The following is an 18,605-nucleotide window of genomic DNA, read 5'->3' on the forward strand; positions in this document are numbered from 1 at the left end:
TGTGCTCAGGGTTTGCCTTGCAGGTCTCGCCATGTGAGGTAGACCCGCAGGTCGAACTCCACTTGATGGTAGTCCGGCATCATGTATTGGCAGAGTTTGTAGAACGCCTTGTTGTGGTCCGATTCCTTGAAGTGGGCCAGTTCGTGCACCACGATCATGCGCAGAAACTGCGGCGCCGCCTCCTTGAACAGCGAAGCGATGCGAATCTCCTTCTTGGATTTGAGATTACCGCCCTGCACCCGCGAAATCGTAGTGTGCAAACCCAAGGCGCGATGAGTCAGGTCCAGCCGGTTATCGAACAGCACTTTATCGATAGAGGGTGCGTTGCGCAGGTGCTCCTGCTTCAAGGCCAGGGCATAGGCGTACAGGGCCTTGTCGCTCTGCACGGCGTGGCGTTCGGGGTAACGCTGTTCCAGGTAGGCGCCCAACTGGTCTTTGGCAATCAGTTGGCGCACTTGCTCCTGGAGCGCAGCGGGATAGGCCTGGAGGTATTTCAACGCGGTCATGGGGTCTGCAACGCAATTCGGACGGGCGCCAGTGTAGCCAATTCAAGGCAAACGCGGGTACGACCAACCAGCAACGTCCTCGGCCATCAATGGCGCCGCCGCCCACGGCCCCTGGATGTGCGTGCAACCATTGGCTTTGAGCCACTGGATTTGCTCAAGGGTCTGCACCCCCTCGGCAATCACCAGCACATCAAAATGCCCACACAACTGGATGATGCTGCGTGCCATCGCCGCATCCCGCGTCGAACCGGGCAGGCGCGCCACCAGTTGCGGGTCAAGCTTGAGGGTATCGAACTGCAAGTCCCGCAAATGGGCCAATGAACAGTGACCTGAACCAAAGTCATCCAGGGCAATACGCACCCCAATCCGGCGCAATAGCTGCAGCTGTTTGGTCGACTCCTCCAGGTTACTCATCAGGCAGTTCTCGCCGATTTCCACCTCCAGTTGTCGCCCCTGCAGCCCATATCGCTCCAGGATCTGCTGCAGTTGGCTGGCCAGGTTGGGCATATTGAACTGGCTGCTGCTCAGGCTCACGCTCAGCACCAGCTCAGGGTCGAAGACGCCCTGCCAGGCTTGGCGCTGGGCAGCGACTTGCTGGTAGATCCAGGCGCTCAACTGGCTGATCAACCGCGCCTCTTCCAGCAGCGGCAAGAACAGACCCGGCGGTACATCGCCGACGCTCGGATGCTGCCAGCGCAACAACGCTTCGACACCGCGCAAACGTCCATCCACAACACAAACCTGGGGCTGGTACACCAGGGTGAAATCCTTGTTTTGAATGGCGGTGCGCACGCTGTCTTCAAGCATCAGCCGCGAACGGGCACGGCCGTTCATTTCCTGGTCGTAATAACGATACTGCTGACGGCCGGCCCGCTTGGCTTCGTACATCGCAATGTCCGCCGCTCGTAACAGACCATTCAGGTCCGAGCCACAATCCGGGAACGTCGCGATCCCGATACTGACCCCGAGCATCACCTCCAAACCGTCGACCTGCTGGCACACAGAGACTCGCTCGATGAGCTTTTCCGCGATCTTCGCCGCCTGTTCGGGAAATTCCAACTCAAGCAACGCGGTGAACTCGTCCCCGCCCATGCGCCCGAGAATGTCGTAGGAGCGCAGACAGGCTTGCATCTGTTCCGACACCCAGCGCAGCACCCGGTCGCCAGCGTCGTGGCCCAGCGTATCGTTGACCCGCTTGAAGCCATCCAAGTCCAGGTACAGCAAGACCAGCGCCTGCTCGTTGCGTTCGTTGCGCAACAAGGTGCTCTCTACCGCCTGATGGAATCCACGACGATTGAGCAGCCCGGTCAACGGGTCGGTCACGGCCTGGAATTCCAGTTGCTGATGAAGATGGCGCACTTCGGACATGTCCAGCACCGTCACGACCATGGCCTTCTGCTCGGCGGGCAACGGCGCACAGGACAATGCCACCGGCACCTGCTGGCCGCGCCCGGTGCGCAAAATGGCGTCATGCTGGCGCCATGTCTCACCTCTGCGATACGCCTCGTACATCGGGAAGCCCAACCAGGCGGGCACATGGGGTTTTTGCAGGAAACTCAGGAAACTCTCGCCCTGCAGCTCAGCCATCGTGGCGTTCAGCAAACGCGAGATAGCCGGGTTGGCGTACTCGATCACACTGCCTTCGCCCACCACCAGGATGCCCTCGGCAGCGTTATCCAGTATCGAGGCATTAAAGGCCCTGGCCAGCTCCAGGTCATGGCTCAGGCACTGCAAGGCACGGCGGTTGCGCTGATGCTCAAGCAATGCCTGCACCTTGGGCTTGAGGATATGCGGGTCAAACGGCTTGAACAGGTAGTCGATCGCTCCGCTGGCATAGCCTTCAAGCACCGCCGCGGGGGACTGGGCAGTGGCCGTCAGGAAGATAATTGGCGTCATGCGTGTGCGTTGGTTGCCACGCATCAGGCGCGCCACCTCAAAGCCGTCCATACCGGGCATGCGCACGTCCAGCAGCACCAGGTCGACATCGTGGGCCAGCAGCAACTCCAAGGCTTCCAGGCCGGACGTGGCGGTGATCACCTGCCAGTCTTCACGTTGCAACAGCGCACGCATGCTGACGAGGTTTTCCGGGTAGTCATCGACCACCAGAAGAACCGAACTTGCATCGCCGGGTTGTGGAGCGCCATCCATGCTACGTCTCTTCCTTAGGGAGCTGCACCGGTCACTTCTGATACAAAGGCCGGATAAACACTGAGGGCTCACTCTAGCCCCGGTTCCAAAAAAGCAGAAGTGACGCGAATGCCCTCATTGCACCAAAGCCAAGGTAGCCGACTAACGGTAAGGCCCTGTAGCCCGCGATTCATGGGCAACATGGCTTTTTGGCATTCCTCTGACGCCAATAAATTGCCAGCAATTGTTTAACAATCGTACGAGCAGCGCCTATAAAGAACCGGTAAGGCCTGCGGGCCAACGCTTTCACCCTCTGTAAAAGGCCAACACCATGATCGACCTTTCCACCTGGAACCTCAGCATTCCGGTCGGCTCCCCGCCCACGACCATCGACACCCCGAGGCTACTGAGCGGCTTCAACGATCAATACTTCCAGGCCGAAGGCAGCGACGTGCAGTTCTGGACCCCCGTTACCGGCACCCGCACCGAAAACGCCATCTACCCGCGTAGCGAACTGCGCGAAACCTACGCCGACGGCCGCCTGCGCAACTGGACCTACCCCGAGGCCGACAACTTTCTGCGCGCCACCCTGGCGGTCAATCAGGTGCCCTCGTCCGGCAAAATCGTGATCGGCCAGATCCACGCCTATGACAGCCAAAAGCCGCTGATTAAGCTGGAGTACCAGTTCAAGGAAAAAACCCAGACCGGCAATATCGTCGCCAAGGTGCGCATGCGCCCGGATGAAGCCGAAAGCCGGGTGATAATCGTCGCCTCCAATGTGCCGCTGGAGAAGAGCTTCACCTACGTGATCAACCTGAACAAAGCCGGGCTGCTCAGCGTGTATGCCGCCGACAGTGAGTGGAATGAACGCATCGGCGCGGCCTGGGGCGACAAGCCGTTGTACTTCAAGGCGGGGGTGTATGTGCAGGACAACAGTGGGGACAGCCAGGAGGGGGCACGGGTGACGTTTGCGAAGTTGGATATTGATCACGAGTAAATGGATTGGCCTATTTCGAGTAGGCAACGTCCGATAAGCACAAGGATCATTCCAGATCCCCTGTGGGAGAGGGCTTGCCCCCTCCCACACTTGCCCTGTGTGGCCTGAGGGCCTGAGGTTCGTCCTACAGGGCCGTCGCGGCCAGTTAAGCCGGCCACTGGCTGAACAGCGATAGGGTTTCGCAGCCATACAGCGTTAAACCGCACCCTTCAAAACAGTCCCGGTATATTAGAAATAACCTCAGCTTTTAATACCCTTCGGCATTGCTCGCTTGCGACCAATGGTCACTTAGATTACCTAAGTCCTGCTCGCTCAGCGCATCAACTCGAAACGGTATAAAAAACTGTCAACTTTGACAGGTGATCTCTATTGTCGGGCCCGCTAATTTAAACGCTCCCACACTTGAAGTTTCACCATAAGGAGCGCAGCTATGACAATGCCTAATCCAATGGGAACCTATGCAGGAGTTAGAGCCGGCAACGCCAATCAGAATTTTTACTTGACCATTACGGCAGCCAATAGCAGTACTGGCGAAATAAAGGCAGACTATCACGATGGCATCAGAGCCAACCCGCTCATTGGCAAATACAGTTTTGCGAATGCTGAACATGGAGGTCAAGCCAGCTTCGAGTTATCCAGCGCGCCCGGAAGCGCAGCAAATTATGCATTTTCACTGGTTTCAAATGCAGTAACCGTCTCTCAACCGTTCGACACGTTAAGCGGAAACTATTGGCTGAACGGCGGAAGCCATCGCATAGACTTGAAAAAGACTTATTAGAGCACTACCGATAATAAAAAAGCCCGCATCACTGCGGGCTTCTCTTCAACGCCTAAGGCTCAATTCACCTTAGCGTTCAACTCACCTTTCAAATACCGCTGGTACATCGCTTCCAACGAAATCGGCTTGATCTTCGACGCATTACCCGCAGTACCAAACGCTTCGTAGCGAGCAATACACACATCGCGCATCGCCGTCACAGTAGCACCGAAGAATTTACGTGGGTCAAATTCGCTCGGGTTAGTCGCCATCAGGCGGCGCATTGCACCCGTCGAGGCCAGACGCAGGTCAGTATCGATGTTGACCTTACGCACGCCGTACTTGATGCCTTCGACGATTTCTTCAACCGGTACGCCGTAGGTTTCTTTGATGTCGCCGCCGTATTGGTTGATGATCGCCAGCCACTCTTGCGGTACCGAGGAAGAACCGTGCATCACCAGGTGGGTGTTGGGGATGCGCTTATGGATTTCCTTGATGCGGTCGATGGCCAGCACGTCGCCGGTAGGCGGCTTGGTGAACTTGTAGGCGCCGTGGCTGGTGCCGATGGCGATGGCCAGGGCGTCGACCTGGGTCTTCTTGACGAAGTCGGCCGCTTCTTCCGGGTCGGTCAGCATCTGGCTGTGATCAAGCACGCCTTCGGCGCCGATGCCGTCTTCTTCACCGGCCATGCCGGTTTCCAACGAACCCAGGCAACCCAGCTCACCTTCAACCGATACGCCGCAGGCGTGAGCCATGGCGACGGTTTGTTGGGTCACGCGCACGTTGTACTCGTAGTCGGTCGGGGTCTTGCCGTCTTCGCCGAGGGAGCCGTCCATCATCACCGAGCTGAAACCCAGCTGGATGGAGCGCTGGCACACGTCAGGGCTGGTGCCGTGGTCCTGGTGCATGCACACCGGGATATGCGGGAATTCTTCGATGGCGGCGAGGATCAGGTGACGCAGGAACGGGGCGCCGGCATATTTGCGCGCACCGGCCGAAGCCTGGACGATCACTGGGGAGTCGGTCTTGTCAGCGGCTTCCATGATGGCGCGCATCTGCTCAAGGTTGTTGACGTTAAAGGCTGGGACGCCGTAGCCGAACTCGGCTGCGTGGTCCAGCATTTGACGCATGCTGATAAGTGCCATTGTGTTGTCTCTCCCGGTCGAGGGTCGTTAATCGTGCAAGCCTGCCGTAGCGGCGGCTGCTATTCAAGTTATTGCAGATCAAGGGGTTGAACCTTGTGCTGCTGAATCGTTATTGCAGTAACCGGCTCTCACTTTGGAACCCGATTTACTGTGGGAGGGGGCTTGCTCCCGATTGCAGTGTGTCAGCCAGCACATGGGTGTCCGGCAGACCGCTATCGGGGGCAAGCCCCCTCCCACATTTGGATCTCATTACAGTCAAAATTTCACTGAGCTTTGCAACCGCGCCCGATCAAATCATCGGTGGCCACCCAGTAAACCAGGCCTTCCTCACCTTTGGTGTGAAACGCCAACTGGCCGTCGCTGTACAACACGCCCGAGGCGGAAACCTCCTGCTTGAGACGGTAAACCTGGTCCGAACCACCGAGGCGTACATCCACCTCGCTACGGGCCTGGTTGGCAAAGCGCCAGTTGACCTCGGCCTTGCTGTCGCAGGTCCAGGTGGTCCACTTATCGGCAGGCTCTGCCTTGTTAAACATGTTCATGCTGCTGCAGCCAGCCAACAGGGCCAGGGCTGCCAGGGCGAAAACGCCTTTCATTGCCAATCCTCGAACGGCGACCCCGGAAGGCCGCCTTTGCTGTCGGTTAGTGGATCAGACCCGTCATGGGCAACCCTGTTCCTGACCGTTGGGCGCGGAATCGTATTTCTCCAGCCGTTCGTTGCCGATGCGCTTGTTGATCACCGGCATGGTCTCGGCTTGCCAGTCAGCCTGGTAACAGCTTTTTTTCAGCGGCGCCTTGGCGTTATCCGCCTCGGGCGCCGCACTTGGCGTGCTGCCGCAGCCGGCCAGCAGGCCTGCTGCGATTACCAGTGCCAACGACTTGATCATGGGAACACTCCTTTTCCTGATCACGCGAGCCTTAGCCCTTGGCTCGGGTTTCCAGCACTTCCACGGCTGGCAGCACCTTGCCCTCGACGAACTCGAGGAACGCGCCGCCACCGGTAGAAATGTAGGAGATCTGATCAGCAACGCCGTATTTATCGATGGCCGCCAGAGTGTCACCACCGCCGGCAATGGAGAAAGCCGAGCTTTCAGCGATCGCCTTGGCCAGTACCTTTGTGCCGTTGCCGAACTGGTCGAACTCGAACACGCCCACCGGACCATTCCACAGGATAGTCTGGGATGCCTTGAGCAGTTCGGCGAAGTTGGCCGCAGTTTGCGGGCCGATATCCAGGATCATGTCGTCAGCGGCCACGTCAGCGATGAGCTTGACGGTGGCTTCGGCGCTTTCAGCGAACTCTTTGGCTACGACCACGTCCACCGGCAATGGCACGCTGACTTTGGCGGCGATGGCGCGGGCGGTATCCAACAGATCCGGCTCGTACAGGGACTTGCCCACCGGATGGCCGGCTGCGGCCAGGAAGGTGTTGGCGATGCCGCCGCCGACGATCAACTGGTTGCAGATCTGGCTGAGGCTATTGAGTACATCCAGCTTGGTGGAGACCTTGGAGCCGGCGACGATGGCGGCCATCGGCTGGGCCGGAGCGCCCAAGGCCTTGCCCAATGCATCCAGTTCAGCGGCCAGCAGCGGGCCGGCAGCGGCAACCTTGGCGAACTTGGCTACGCCGTGGGTCGAACCTTCGGCGCGGTGTGCAGTGCCGAAAGCGTCCATCACAAACACGTCACACAGCGCCGCGTATTGCTGGGCCAGTTCGTCGCTGTTCTTCTTCTCGCCCTTGTTGAAGCGCACGTTTTCGAACAGCACGATATCGCCAGGCTTAACATCAACACCACCCAGGTAGTCAGCCACCAACGGCACGTCACGGCCCAGGGCCTTGCTCAGGTATTCAGCTACCGGCTTGAGGCTGTTTTCGGCAGAAAACTCACCTTCGGTCGGGCGACCCAAGTGGGAGCAGACCATCACCGCTGCGCCTTTTTCCAGGGCCAGCTTGATGGTCGGCAGCGAGGCCAGGATTCGCGCATCGCTGGTGACAACACCGTCCTTGACTGGGACGTTGAGGTCTTCGCGGATCAGTACGCGTTTACCTTGCAGATCGAGGTCGGTCATCTTCAACACGGTCATGGGTCGCAGTTCCTGAATTACTGTTGAGGTTGTTTAGAGGCGATGTGCAGATAATGTTCCGCAACATCCAGCATTCGGTTGGCAAAGCCCCATTCGTTGTCGAACCAGGCCAGGATGTTCACCAGCCTCGGGCCGGAAACGCGAGTCTGGCTGGCATCGACAATCGCCGAATGCGGGTCATGGTTGAAATCGCAACTGGCGTGGGGCAACTCGGTGTAGGCCAGCAGGCCTTTGAGCGGGCCGCTGGTGGCGGCCTCGCGCAGGATCCGGTTGACCTCCGTCGCATCGGTGTCGCTGACGGTTTGCATGGTGATATCCAGGCAAGACACATTCACCGTCGGCACCCGTACGGCTTTGGCCTGGATTCGCCCGGCAAGTTCCGGCAACAGTCGCTCGATGCCGCGAGCTAAACCTGTGGACACCGGAATCACCGACTGGAACGCCGAACGCGTACGGCGCAGGTCTTCGTGGTGATAAGCGTCAATCACCGGCTGGTCGTTCATTGCCGAGTGAATCGTGGTGATCGACACGTAATCCACACCGATCGCCTGATCCAGCAAGCGCAACAGCGGCACGCTGCAGTTGGTGGTACACGAAGCGTTGGACACCAGCAGTTCATCGCCAGTCAGGCAATCCTGGTTGATGCCGTAGACGATGGTGGCGTCCACATCCGCCTCGCTGGCCATCGGCTGGGAAAACAGCACACGCGGCGCACCGGCATCGAGAAAACGCTGGCCATCGGCACGGGTGTGATAGGCACCGGAGCATTCCAACACCAGGTCGACGCCCAGCGCCGCCCAGTCGATGCCCTCGGGGGTGGCACTGCGCAACACTTTCACGCAGTCGCCATTGATATGCAGACAATCGCCGTCGACCCGCACTTCGCCGGGAAAGCGGCCGTGGGTGGAGTCAAAGCGTGTCAGGTATTCGATGCTGGCCATATCGGCCAGATCGTTGATCGCGACAATTTCAAACCCGGCCGCCGTCCCTCGCTCGAACAGCGCACGCAAGACGCAACGACCAATGCGGCCGTAGCCGTTGAGTGCAACTTTGTAAGGACGCGGTTGGGGCATGGGGTTCTCGATCAAGGTTAGTTCGGTGCCGAATGCACTACCGCTATCGCGGGCAAGCCCGCTCCCACATTAGATCGCGATCCAAATGTGGGAGCGGGCTTGCCCGCGATAGCGCCAGTGCAGACAACGCAGACTGACTTAGTCTTCCAGCAGCTCTTCAGCCTGACCCAGGATATTTTCCAGGGTGAAACCAAACTCTTCGAACAACGCTGGTGCCGGCGCCGACTCACCGTAGGTGGTCATGCCGATCACGCGGCCTTCCAGGCCCACGTACTTGTACCAGTAGTCGGCGTGGGCCGCTTCGATGGCGATACGCGCGCTGACCTGCAAAGGCAACACCGACTGCTTGTAGCCGGCGTCCTGGGCTTCGAACACGCTGGTGCACGGCATGGACACGACGCGTACATTGCGGCCCTGGGCGGTCAGCTTGTCGTAGGCCTGGACGGTCAGGCCCACTTCCGAACCGGTGGAGATCAGGATCAGCTCCGGCTCGCCGATGCAGTCCTTGAGCACATAACCACCACGGCTGATGTCGGCGATCTGCGCGTCGGTACGTACCTGGTGTTGCAGGTTCTGGCGCGAGAAGATCAGCGCCGAAGGGCCGTCCTTGCGCTCGATGGCGTGCTTCCAGGCCACGGCCGATTCAACCGCGTCGGCTGGGCGCCAGCAATCCAGGTTCGGCGTGGTACGCAGGCTGGTCAGTTGCTCGACCGGCTGGTGCGTCGGGCCATCTTCGCCCAGGCCGATGGAGTCGTGGGTGTACACATGGATCACGCGCTTCTTCATCAGTGCGGCCATGCGCACGGCGTTACGGGCGTATTCCATGAACATCAGGAAGGTCGCGCCGTATGGCACCAAGCCGCCGTGCAGGGACACGCCGTTCATGATGGCGCTCATGCCGAACTCGCGCACGCCGTAGTACATGTAGTTGCCGCTGGCATCTTCTGCCGAGACACCTTTGCAGCCTTTCCACAGGGTCAGGTTGGAACCGGCCAGGTCGGCCGAGCCGCCGAGAATCTCAGGCAGCAGCGGGCCAAACGCGTTCAGGGTGTTCTGGCTGGCTTTACGGCTGGCGATGGTCTCGCCCTTGGCCGCGACTTCGGCGATGTAGGCCGAGGCTTTTGCCGAGAAGTCGGCAGGCAGGTCACCGGCCAGACGGCGTACCAGCTCGTTGGCCAGTTCCGGGAATTCGGCGGAGTAGGCAGCGAAACGCTGGTCCCATTCGGCTTCGGTGGCCAGGCCTTTTTCCTTGGCATCCCATTCGGCGTAGATGTCGGCCGGGATTTCAAACGGGCCGTGGTTCCACTTCAGCGCTTCGCGGGTCAGGGCGATTTCCGCGTCACCCAGTGGGGCGCCGTGGCAGTCTTCTTTACCTTGCTTGTTCGGCGAGCCGAAGCCGATAGTGGTCTTGCAGCAGATCAGGGTCGGCTGTGCGCTCTTGCGCGCGGTGTCGATGGCGATCTTGATTTCTTCAGGATCGTGGCCGTCGACGTTGCGAATCACCTGCCAGTTGTAGGCTTCGAAACGCTTGGGGGTGTCGTCGGTGAACCAGCCTTCGACTTCACCGTCGATGGAGATGCCGTTGTCATCGTAGAAGGCGATCAGCTTGCCCAGGCCGAGAGTGCCAGCCAGGGACGCGACTTCATGGGAAATGCCTTCCATCATGCAGCCATCACCCAGGAACACGTAGGTGTGGTGGTCGACGATGTCGTGGCCAGGGCGGTTGAACTGCGCGCCCAGGACTTTTTCCGCCAGCGCAAAGCCTACGGCGTTGGCCAGGCCTTGGCCCAGGGGACCGGTGGTGGTCTCAACGCCTGGGGTGTAGCCGAATTCCGGGTGGCCCGGGGTGCGGCTGTGCAGCTGGCGGAAGCTCTTGAGGTCGTCGATGGTGACGTCGTAGCCAGTCAGGTGCAGCAGCGAGTAGATCAGCATCGAGCCGTGGCCGTTGGACAGCACGAAGCGGTCACGGTCGGCGAACGACGGGTTGCTCGGGTTGTGTTTCAGGTAGTCACGCCAAAGTACCTCGGCGATATCCGCCATGCCCATCGGGGCACCGGGATGGCCGCTGTTGGCTTTTTGCACGGCATCCATGCTGAGGGCACGAATGGCGTTGGCACGCTCACGACGGCTGGGCATCGCTGATCTCCTGGAGTTTGCTTAAAAGAAACGGAAAAAAGGACCGGCATTTTCCCTCAGCCACCGCCTGCGGGCAATGACAGATAGTCACTTGAAGAGCTTTTTCCCGAGGTTTCTACAGTTATCCCTTGCAGAACCCTGCCACAGGTTCGTCTAGGGGTTATAGCGGTGGCTTATAACCGCCACTTATCGATCAATATCAAAACTTTTTGATATTGGCCTTGCGGGGATCCCAACCCGTCACTAGACTGCTGGCCTTATGAACCTACCCGTGCCCTCCCTGCGTCCTGACGATGGCGATGAGCTTGCAGCCTTGTGCAAGGCCGCTGGCGATCCGTTGCGCTTGAACGTATTGCGTGCACTGGCCAACGATTCCTTCGGGGTATTGGAACTGGCGCAGATCTTCGCCATCGGCCAGTCCGGCATGAGCCACCATTTGAAGGTGCTGGCCCAGGCCGACCTGGTGGCCACCCGCCGCGAAGGCAATGCGATCTTTTACCGCCGCGCCCTGCCCCACACCGAACAGCTGGGCGGCAAATTGCATGCGGCGCTGCTTGAGGAAGTGGACAACCTGGGCCTGCCAAGCGATGTGCAATCGCGGATCGGCCAGGTGCACGGGCAACGCGCCGCCGCCAGCCAGGATTTTTTTTCCCGGGTTGCCGACAAGTTTCGCGCCCAGCAGGACCTGATCGCCGGGCTGGCCCAGTACCGCGAAAGCGTGCTGGCGCTATTGGACAAGCTGAGCTTCAGTGATAAGGCCACGGCCCTGGAAGTCGGCCCTGGCGACGGCGGTTTCCTGCCGGAACTGGCGCGCCGCTTTGTGCAGGTCACGGCGCTGGACAACAGCCCGGCGATGCTGGAGCTGGCGCGCCAGCTCTGTGAGCGCGAAGCCTTGGGCAATGTGCGCCTGCAGTTGGCCGACGCCCTGGGTGACACCGGCCTGCGGGCCGATTGCGTGGTGCTGAACATGGTCTTGCACCATTTCGCCGCACCGGCCGATGCCCTCAAGCAAATGGCCGGGTTGCTGCACCCCGGTGGTAGCCTGCTGGTGACGGATTTATGCAGCCACAACCAGAATTGGGCCAAGGAGGCCTGCGGTGATCTCTGGCTGGGTTTTGAACAGGACGATCTGGCCCGTTGGGCCACCGCTGCGGGACTCGTTCCCGGGGAAAGCCTCTATGTAGGTTTACGTAATGGTTTCCAGATTCAGGTCCGCCATTTTCAGCGGCCGGCTGGCGACACTCACCATCGGTAAATATCAGGAAAACATCGAGATGAGCGAATACTCCCTTTTCACCTCCGAGTCCGTGTCTGAAGGGCATCCGGACAAAATCGCCGACCAGATCTCTGACGCGGTGCTGGACGCTATCATCGCTGAAGACAAGTTCGCCCGCGTGGCGTGCGAGACGCTGGTGAAAACGGGCGTGGCGATCATCGCCGGTGAAGTCACCACCACGGCCTGGGTCGACCTCGAGCAGATCGTTCGTGATGTGATCACCGATATTGGCTACAACAGCTCCGACGTCGGCTTCGATGGCGCGACCTGCGGCGTGATGAACATCATCGGCAAGCAGTCGCCCGACATCAACCAGGGCGTTGACCGGGCCAAGCCTGAAGACCAGGGCGCCGGCGACCAGGGCCTGATGTTCGGCTACGCCAGCAACGAGACCGACGTACTGATGCCTGCGCCGATCACCTTCTCCCACCAGTTGGTGCAACGTCAGGCCGAGGCACGTAAATCCGGATTGTTGCCATGGCTGCGCCCGGACGCCAAGTCCCAGGTGACCTGCCGCTACGAAGGCGGCAAGGTCGTAGGGATCGACGCCGTTGTACTATCGACCCAGCACAACCCGGACGTGTCCTACGCCGACCTGCGTGAAGGCGTGATGGAGCTGATCGTCAAGCACGTGTTGCCTGCCGAGTTGCTGACCAAGGACACCCAGTTCCACATTAACCCGACCGGCCAGTTCATCATCGGCGGCCCGGTGGGCGACTGCGGCCTGACCGGGCGCAAGATCATCGTCGACAGCTACGGCGGCATGGCCCGTCACGGCGGCGGTGCGTTCTCCGGCAAGGATCCCTCTAAGGTTGACCGTTCGGCGGCTTACGCCGGTCGTTATGTGGCCAAGAACATCGTGGCTGCCGGCCTGGCCGAGCGCTGCGAAATCCAGGTTTCCTATGCCATTGGCGTGGCCCAGCCGACGTCGATCTCGCTGAATACCTTCGGCACCGGCAAGATCAGCGATGACAAGATCGTCAAGCTGGTGCGTGAGATCTTCGACCTGCGCCCCTACGCGATCACCACCATGCTTGACCTGCTGCATCCGATGTACCAGGAAACCGCAGCCTACGGTCACTTCGGTCGTACCCCCGCGCAGAAGACTGTTGGCGACGACACCTTCAGCACCTTCACCTGGGAAAAAACCGACCGCGCCAACGACCTGCGCACTGCCGCCGGCCTGTAAGCGTTCGCGCTACAGACAGAAACACCCGGTAAAAAGCCCCGTGCAATCGGGGCTTTTTTGTGGGCGCTTGGATGACTTAGGCTGGGCACCCTTTTCGAGCAAGGATGCTCATGATGCATAGGTTCATGGCTTTTTTTCTCAGTGTTCTTTCCAGCTGGGCGTGGGCAGAAACGTGCCCCGATGACGTTCGCACGCAACTCGATACCCTGGCCAGGCAGGTCAGCCAGTGGGACGACAGTTACCACCGCCAGGGCCAATCCTCCATCAGTGACGAACTCTACGACCAGGCCCGCCAGCGCCTGGCGCATTGGCGCGAATGCACCCTCCAGCCTACGCCGGAAGCTGATAACCCGCTGGCCAGTTCACGCGGCACATTACCTCATCCGGTCGCGCACACCGGCCTGGACAAGCTGCTGGACGAGTCGGCAGTCAGTGACTGGCTCAGCACCCGTCACGATGTATGGGTCCAGCCCAAGGTCGACGGCGTCGCGGTGACGCTGGTGTATCGACAGGGTCGCTTGCACCAGCTCATCAGCCGGGGCGATGGCCTGCTGGGGCACGACTGGTCGGCCTCCGGGCGCAGGATCCCGGGCATCGTGCAACAGCTGCCAGACGCGGTGGATGTGGTGTTGCAAGGCGAACTTTACTGGCGCCTGAGCCACCACGTGCAATCGATGAAAGGTGGGCTCAGTGCACGCAGCAAAGTGGCTGGCCTGATGAACCGTCGACAGTTGAGCGATGCCGAGGCAGCAGGGATCGGCTTATTCGTCTGGGCCTGGCCCGATGGGCCGAGCGATTTCAACGAACGCCTGGCCACCTTGGCGCACTGGGGATTTACCGACAGCCAGCGTTACAGCCACCCTATCGAGAACATCAGCAAAGCTGCGCATTGGCGCACGCATTGGTACAACGCGCCACTGCCCTTCGCCAGCGATGGGGTGGTACTGCACCAGGCCGTGCGGGCGCCCGCCGAACGCTGGCAGGCCAGCGCCCCCTATTGGGCGGTGGCCTGGAAGTATCCGGCCGTGAAAGCCCTGGCGCTGGTGCGCAACGTCGAGTTCCGGGTCGGTCGTACCGGGCGCATTACCCCCATCCTCGAGCTGGAACCCGTGCGCCTGGATGATCGACAGATCAGCCGGGTCAGCGCCAGCTCATTGAAACGCTGGAAAACCCTGGACATCCGCCCCGGCGACCAAGTGTCCATCAGCCTGGCGGGCCAGGTGATTCCCCGACTGGATGAGGTGGTCCTGCGCAACGTCACAAGGGTGGATGTGCAGGTCCCCGATACCCGAGCCTTTCATGCCCTGAGCTGCTGGCAACTGGACCCCGGCTGCGAGGATCAATTGCTCGCCCGCCTGACCTGGTTGAGCGGCAAACAGGGCCTGGCCTTGCCACATATGGGCCGTGAAACCTGGAACATATTGATCCAGGCGGGTCTAATCGCAGGCTTTCTCGATTGGTTAACCCTGGATGCGGCCCAGCTTGCTACCATTGAGGGCTTCGGTGATCGCACCCGTGCGCGGGTGCTCGACAATATTCAAAGCGCCCGGCAACGCCCTTTTTCAGACTGGCTCAAGGCCTTGGGCGTACCGCCTGCGGCGCGCAACAACCTGGAAGGCGACTGGCAGACACTGGTCGCCAAAGACACCCAAGCCTGGCTGGCCTCAGACGGCATCGGCCCGGGACGTGCGGCGCAACTCAGCGCTTTTTTTCGCGACCCGCAGGTACAAGCCTTGGCTGAAACACTACGCGGGGCCGGGATAGATGGGTTTTGAACGCCGCCCGGCCACCTGATTGCGACCTTGGAGCTTTATATGAAATTTCTCGCCCCCCTTGCCTTGCTGACCCTCGCAAGTTTCACAGCCACGCCACTACTGGCCGCCGAAGACGCGCAGCCGCTTACCGGCTGCGCCGCCAAGCGCCAGGCCATCAGCACCCAGATAGACCAGGCCAAGGCCCATGGCAACAGCGCCCAGCAAGCCGGCCTGGAAAAAGCCCTGGCCGAAGTCACCGCCCACTGCACTGATGCGTCCTTGCGTAAAGAGCGTGAAAACAAGGTGCTGGACGCCAAGCATGAAGTCAGCCGCCGTCAGGCCGACCTCGACAAGGCCATGAAAAAAGGCGATCCGGACAAGATCGACAAGCGTAAGGACAAGCTGGCCGAGTCGCGCAAAGAGTTGCAGGACGCGGTGGAAGAACTCGACCAATAAACCCGGTCAGTGGTCGCGGAACTGCTTATGACAGGCGCTGCAGGCATCTTCGACTTTCTGCACCGCAGGCTGGAGGTTGCTGGCCTTGTAGGGCTGCAATTGGCTGGCGATCACCAATTCACCGGTGGCCGCCTCAAGGTCGCGGGCCAGTTGCTGAAATTGCGCCTGTTTTTGCCAGACATCGTCCTTGGCGCTGGTGTGGTCTTCTTCGCGCACACTCGGGAAATGCTTCCACGGTTCATGGGACAAGGCATCCAGCTTGACCGCTCCCTCGGCGAACCTGGCGCCGTCGAACGGGATACGTCCACGCAACATGCCGCCCAGGTCTTCGCCGGTCTTGAGCATCTGCTTGAAGATCGCCTTGCGCTGGCCCAGAGGGGAATTGGGGTCGACACCGCCACAGGCGGACAAGGCCAGACAGGCCAGCAGTACAACGGTCAGTTTTTTTAACATCATGATGGCTTCAAGGTCACGGAAAACGGCGGCCAGTATCCTCGCACCGCCCACAAAGACCAATAGCCCTATTAATAATAAGGGTTGCCCGCCTGCAGCGACGCACGGGCAATCGTTTCAGGAATTGCCTAGATGAATGTCACCTTTAAACCCTGGAGCCGCCGCCTGGCGTGGGCTCTGCCGATGATCGCGCTGCTGGCCGGCTGCGATGCAGGTAAAGACACCGACAAAGAAGTCGCCAAAGAAGAAGCCAAGCCTCACGCCGTCGCCACCTATGTGAGTGCGCCTTGGGAAGCCTTGCCGGTTGTCGCCGACAGCGACTTGCTGGCCGGGTTTGAATCCTGGCGCAGCGCCTGCCAGCGCCTCAAGGCCGACCCGGTGTGGGGCACGACCTGCGCAGCCGCGACCAGCGTACCGGGCGATGCCGTGGCGGTCCGTGGCTTCCTCAAAGAGCACCTGGATGTATTCGGCCTGCGTTCGGCTGACAACACCCCACATGGCTTGATCACCGGCTATTACGAGCCGGTCTATCCTGGCAGCCTGACAAAAACCGCCAGCGCCCACGTGCCGGTATACGGTGTGCCGGATGACCTGATCATCGTCAACCTCGAAAGTATCTACCCGGAACTCAAGGGCAAGCGTCTGCGCGGGCGCCTGGAAGGCCGCGTACTCAAGCCCTACGACGACGCCAGCACCCTCAACAGCCAAGGTTCGACCGCCAAGCCGATTGCCTGGCTGACTGACCCGATGGACCTGCAATTCCTGCAGATCCAGGGTTCGGGGCGTATTCAACTGGCGGGCGGGCGCCAACTGCGTGTCGGTTATGGCGACCAGAACGGCTACCCCTATCGCCCTATCGGCCGTTGGCTGGTAGAGCAAGGCGAGCTGAAAAAAGAAGAGGTGACCATGGGCGCCATCAGTGCCTGGGCCAAGGCACACCCGCAGCGTATTCCAGAGCTGCTGGCGAGCAACCCCAGCTACGTTTTCTTCAGCGCCCGCCCCGACAGCAACGAAGGCCCGCGCGGTTCGCTGAACGTGCCATTGACCGCCGGCTATAGCGTGGCGGTGGATCGCAAGGTGATCCCGCTGGGTAGCCTGCTGTGGCTGTCGACCACCAAACCCGACGGTTCACCGATCATCCGGCCCGTTGCAGCCCAAGACACCGGCGGCGCAATCACCGGCGAAGTGCGGGCAGACCTGTTCTGGGGCACGGGTGATGCGGCAGGCGAGCTGGCAGGGAATATGAAGCAACAGGGGCAGATCTGGATGTTGTGGCCAAAGGGTGCGCCATTGCCTCAGGTACCAGAGGCGCCAGCTGGTACCTGACAAACGCTGAAGATCAAATGTGGTGGGGGCTTGCCCCCTCCCACAAGGTTTCTGCATCAGGCTTTAGATCGAGACGAAGAAGAAACTCGCGATCAACGCCATCCCCACGAACCACACCAGCGATCGCAAAATGGCCCAATCCGCCAAGTAGCAGATGATGTACAACAGGCGACTGGTGATAAACAACACCGCCAGTACATTGATCGTCACCAGCTCTGCCGTGCCGGCCAGGTGCGCAATGATCACTGCTGCGGCAAACGCGGGGGTTACTTCAAAACTGTTGAGCTGGGCACTATGGGCGCGTTTGGCGAAGCCTTCGAGGGTATCGAGGAACGCACGCGGGTCGTGATTGTGCCGCAGCCCGAACTTGCCGCCACTGAACTTGGCCACGCCAATGCACAAGTAAGGCAGAAAAAATGCAATCAACACACACCAGAAAGCCACTGTCATCACTCATTCCTTTTTTGGATTTATCCGACGGTTAGAATTTCATCACGAACATGCCGATCAACACCAACCCACAGGCTATGAGCCGTGGCCGGCCGAAAGGTTCTTTCAAATAACGCATGCCGAACAGCACCACCAGAATCACGCTGACTTCCCGCAGCGCGGCGGCCTCGGCAATCGAGCCCAACTGCATGGCCCAAAGCACCAAAGCGTAGCTCAACAACACACATAACCCCACGCTCAGCCCCAACCGCCATTGGGTGCGCCAGAACAGGCCGAACGCTGCGCGTTTTCGCACCAATGCCAGCAACGGAAACGGCCAGGCGCTGAGCAGCGTCAGCCACACCAGGTAATCCAAGGGGTGCGCCCAGCGCCGCAGTGCCTGCCCATCCAGAAAGGTGTAACAGCCGATACACAGGCCGATCAGCAACACCACCGGCAGCATCGACCACGGCAACCGGTCGCCGCCCCCGCCCTGCCACAACAGGCACAACATGCCGAACGGGATCAGCAAAATGCCCAGGATCTGCTGGGTACTCAGCACCTCGCCGGCAAACACCAAGGTCAGCATCAGCACGACCAAAGGCGATAAGCCGCGCATCAGCGGATACACCAGGCCCAGGTCACCGACCCGATAGGCCTGGATCAACAAATAGCGGTAGAGCAATTCAAACAGTGCAGAGGCAATGATCCACGGCCAGATGCCCAGCGGCGGCAAGGACACAAACCCTACCGCGAACACCACGAACAGCAGCGCCACACTGTCCATGCAGGCGATGACCAACAAACGTTCGCCACTGAATTTGATCAAGGTGTTCCACGTCGCATGCAACAGCGCCGCTACCAGCACCAGAGCTGTCGCTACCACCAGGACCTCCGCA

General features: G+C 60.2%; 18 protein-coding genes. 7 read left to right on the forward strand and 11 right to left on the reverse strand.

Annotated elements, in window-relative coordinates:
* Positions 1 to 5: 5 nt before the first annotated feature.
* On the reverse strand, positions 6 to 506 hold the full coding sequence (locus tag BLU48_RS26065; RefSeq protein WP_032879017.1) for a M48 metallopeptidase family protein: 501 nt from the start codon (positions 504 to 506) through the stop codon (positions 6 to 8).
* Positions 507 to 548: 42 nt separating this feature from the next.
* Positions 549 to 2,654, reverse strand: coding sequence for a putative bifunctional diguanylate cyclase/phosphodiesterase (locus BLU48_RS26070; protein ID WP_057022877.1), 2,106 nt, complete (start codon positions 2,652 to 2,654; stop codon positions 549 to 551).
* A gap of 310 nt (positions 2,655 to 2,964) precedes the next feature.
* Here BLU48_RS26070 and BLU48_RS26075 point away from each other — a divergent pair, with 310 nt between their 5' ends.
* Positions 2,965 to 3,630 carry a polysaccharide lyase family 7 protein gene (locus tag BLU48_RS26075; protein ID WP_043046198.1) on the forward strand — a complete coding sequence of 222 codons (666 nt, stop codon included), beginning with the start codon at positions 2,965 to 2,967 and terminating at the stop codon, positions 3,628 to 3,630.
* 430 nt (positions 3,631 to 4,060) lie between these two features.
* Complete coding sequence (locus tag BLU48_RS31890; RefSeq protein WP_124356341.1) at positions 4,061 to 4,408, forward strand: hypothetical protein; 348 nt, start codon at positions 4,061 to 4,063, stop codon at positions 4,406 to 4,408.
* Positions 4,409 to 4,467: 59 nt separating this feature from the next.
* Here the strand turns inward: BLU48_RS31890 and fba are convergent, their stop codons facing one another.
* The 6 genes from fba to tkt all read right to left on the reverse strand — a co-directional run bounded on the left by fba (position 4,468) and on the right by tkt (position 10,823).
* A complete protein-coding gene (gene fba / locus BLU48_RS26080) occupies positions 4,468 to 5,532 on the reverse strand; it encodes a class II fructose-bisphosphate aldolase (RefSeq protein ID WP_003177554.1) in 1,065 nt (354 codons plus the stop codon).
* Positions 5,533 to 5,795: 263 nt separating this feature from the next.
* The gene (locus tag BLU48_RS26085; protein ID WP_057022876.1) at positions 5,796 to 6,128 is read right to left on the reverse strand and encodes an MliC family protein; all 333 of its coding nucleotides are present in this window, start codon (positions 6,126 to 6,128) and stop codon (positions 5,796 to 5,798) included.
* 63 nt (positions 6,129 to 6,191) lie between these two features.
* On the reverse strand, positions 6,192 to 6,419 hold the full coding sequence (locus BLU48_RS26090; protein ID WP_046069886.1) for a hypothetical protein: 228 nt from the start codon (positions 6,417 to 6,419) through the stop codon (positions 6,192 to 6,194).
* Positions 6,420 to 6,450: 31 nt separating this feature from the next.
* Positions 6,451 to 7,614, reverse strand: a complete 1,164-nt coding sequence (locus BLU48_RS26095) for a phosphoglycerate kinase (RefSeq protein WP_043046203.1) — start codon at positions 7,612 to 7,614, stop codon at positions 6,451 to 6,453.
* Between the two features lie 17 nt (positions 7,615 to 7,631).
* Positions 7,632 to 8,687 (reverse strand): erythrose-4-phosphate dehydrogenase, encoded by a 1,056-nt coding sequence (gene epd, locus BLU48_RS26100; RefSeq protein WP_057022875.1) that lies wholly within the window; start codon positions 8,685 to 8,687, stop codon positions 7,632 to 7,634.
* Positions 8,688 to 8,825: 138 nt separating this feature from the next.
* Complete coding sequence (gene tkt / locus BLU48_RS26105) at positions 8,826 to 10,823, reverse strand: transketolase (RefSeq protein ID WP_005792201.1); 1,998 nt, start codon at positions 10,821 to 10,823, stop codon at positions 8,826 to 8,828.
* A gap of 259 nt (positions 10,824 to 11,082) precedes the next feature.
* Here tkt and BLU48_RS26110 point away from each other — a divergent pair, with 259 nt between their 5' ends.
* The 4 genes from BLU48_RS26110 to BLU48_RS26125 all read left to right on the forward strand — a co-directional run bounded on the left by BLU48_RS26110 (position 11,083) and on the right by BLU48_RS26125 (position 15,498).
* Complete coding sequence (locus BLU48_RS26110) at positions 11,083 to 12,078, forward strand: ArsR/SmtB family transcription factor (RefSeq protein ID WP_046069888.1); 996 nt, start codon at positions 11,083 to 11,085, stop codon at positions 12,076 to 12,078.
* Positions 12,079 to 12,097: 19 nt separating this feature from the next.
* On the forward strand, positions 12,098 to 13,288 hold the full coding sequence (metK, locus tag BLU48_RS26115; protein ID WP_043046210.1) for a methionine adenosyltransferase: 1,191 nt from the start codon (positions 12,098 to 12,100) through the stop codon (positions 13,286 to 13,288).
* Between the two features lie 110 nt (positions 13,289 to 13,398).
* Complete coding sequence (gene ligB / locus BLU48_RS26120; RefSeq protein WP_057022874.1) at positions 13,399 to 15,063, forward strand: NAD-dependent DNA ligase LigB; 1,665 nt, start codon at positions 13,399 to 13,401, stop codon at positions 15,061 to 15,063.
* Between the two features lie 39 nt (positions 15,064 to 15,102).
* On the forward strand, positions 15,103 to 15,498 hold the full coding sequence (locus tag BLU48_RS26125) for a DUF1090 domain-containing protein (protein WP_057022873.1): 396 nt from the start codon (positions 15,103 to 15,105) through the stop codon (positions 15,496 to 15,498).
* A 6-nt stretch (positions 15,499 to 15,504) separates the two neighbouring features.
* On the opposite strand, the gene BLU48_RS26130 is transcribed toward BLU48_RS26125, so the two are convergent.
* Positions 15,505 to 15,954 carry a c-type cytochrome gene (locus BLU48_RS26130; RefSeq protein ID WP_046069891.1) on the reverse strand — a complete coding sequence of 150 codons (450 nt, stop codon included), beginning with the start codon at positions 15,952 to 15,954 and terminating at the stop codon, positions 15,505 to 15,507.
* 129 nt (positions 15,955 to 16,083) lie between these two features.
* Between BLU48_RS26130 and mltA the strand changes: the two genes are divergently transcribed.
* Positions 16,084 to 17,277 carry a murein transglycosylase A gene (gene mltA, locus BLU48_RS26135; RefSeq protein ID WP_057022872.1) on the forward strand — a complete coding sequence of 398 codons (1,194 nt, stop codon included), beginning with the start codon at positions 16,084 to 16,086 and terminating at the stop codon, positions 17,275 to 17,277.
* Between the two features lie 63 nt (positions 17,278 to 17,340).
* Here the strand turns inward: mltA and BLU48_RS26140 are convergent, their stop codons facing one another.
* Together BLU48_RS26140 and BLU48_RS26145 are read right to left on the reverse strand one after the other, a co-directional pair.
* Complete coding sequence (locus tag BLU48_RS26140; protein WP_057022871.1) at positions 17,341 to 17,727, reverse strand: MAPEG family protein; 387 nt, start codon at positions 17,725 to 17,727, stop codon at positions 17,341 to 17,343.
* Positions 17,728 to 17,758: 31 nt separating this feature from the next.
* Positions 17,759 to 18,592 carry an EamA family transporter gene (locus tag BLU48_RS26145; protein WP_057022969.1) on the reverse strand — a complete coding sequence of 278 codons (834 nt, stop codon included), beginning with the start codon at positions 18,590 to 18,592 and terminating at the stop codon, positions 17,759 to 17,761.
* Positions 18,593 to 18,605 lie beyond the last annotated feature (13 nt).

Origin of the sequence: Pseudomonas synxantha (assembly GCF_900105675.1) — a bacterium.
Classification (GTDB): Bacteria; Pseudomonadota; Gammaproteobacteria; order Pseudomonadales; family Pseudomonadaceae; genus Aquipseudomonas; species Aquipseudomonas synxantha.

Bases quoted from the DNA above. Each gene is read 5' to 3' on its own strand.
- BLU48_RS26065 (WP_032879017.1), bottom strand. From the start codon at position 506: ATGACCGCGTTGAAATACCTCCAGGCCTATCCCGCTGCGCTCCAGGAG.
- BLU48_RS26070 (WP_057022877.1), bottom strand. From the start codon at position 2,654: ATGGATGGCGCTCCACAACCCGGCGATGCAAGTTCGGTTCTTCTGGTG.
- BLU48_RS26075 (WP_043046198.1), top strand. From the start codon at position 2,965: ATGATCGACCTTTCCACCTGGAACCTCAGCATTCCGGTCGGCTCCCCG.
- BLU48_RS31890 (WP_124356341.1), top strand. From the start codon at position 4,061: ATGACAATGCCTAATCCAATGGGAACCTATGCAGGAGTTAGAGCCGGC.
- fba (WP_003177554.1), bottom strand. From the start codon at position 5,532: ATGGCACTTATCAGCATGCGTCAAATGCTGGACCACGCAGCCGAGTTC.
- BLU48_RS26085 (WP_057022876.1), bottom strand. From the start codon at position 6,128: ATGAAAGGCGTTTTCGCCCTGGCAGCCCTGGCCCTGTTGGCTGGCTGC.
- BLU48_RS26090 (WP_046069886.1), bottom strand. From the start codon at position 6,419: ATGATCAAGTCGTTGGCACTGGTAATCGCAGCAGGCCTGCTGGCCGGC.
- BLU48_RS26095 (WP_043046203.1), bottom strand. From the start codon at position 7,614: ATGACCGTGTTGAAGATGACCGACCTCGATCTGCAAGGTAAACGCGTA.
- epd (WP_057022875.1), bottom strand. From the start codon at position 8,687: ATGCCCCAACCGCGTCCTTACAAAGTTGCACTCAACGGCTACGGCCGC.
- tkt (WP_005792201.1), bottom strand. From the start codon at position 10,823: ATGCCCAGCCGTCGTGAGCGTGCCAACGCCATTCGTGCCCTCAGCATG.
- BLU48_RS26110 (WP_046069888.1), top strand. From the start codon at position 11,083: ATGAACCTACCCGTGCCCTCCCTGCGTCCTGACGATGGCGATGAGCTT.
- metK (WP_043046210.1), top strand. From the start codon at position 12,098: ATGAGCGAATACTCCCTTTTCACCTCCGAGTCCGTGTCTGAAGGGCAT.
- ligB (WP_057022874.1), top strand. From the start codon at position 13,399: ATGATGCATAGGTTCATGGCTTTTTTTCTCAGTGTTCTTTCCAGCTGG.
- BLU48_RS26125 (WP_057022873.1), top strand. From the start codon at position 15,103: ATGAAATTTCTCGCCCCCCTTGCCTTGCTGACCCTCGCAAGTTTCACA.
- BLU48_RS26130 (WP_046069891.1), bottom strand. From the start codon at position 15,954: ATGATGTTAAAAAAACTGACCGTTGTACTGCTGGCCTGTCTGGCCTTG.
- mltA (WP_057022872.1), top strand. From the start codon at position 16,084: ATGAATGTCACCTTTAAACCCTGGAGCCGCCGCCTGGCGTGGGCTCTG.
- BLU48_RS26140 (WP_057022871.1), bottom strand. From the start codon at position 17,727: ATGACAGTGGCTTTCTGGTGTGTGTTGATTGCATTTTTTCTGCCTTAC.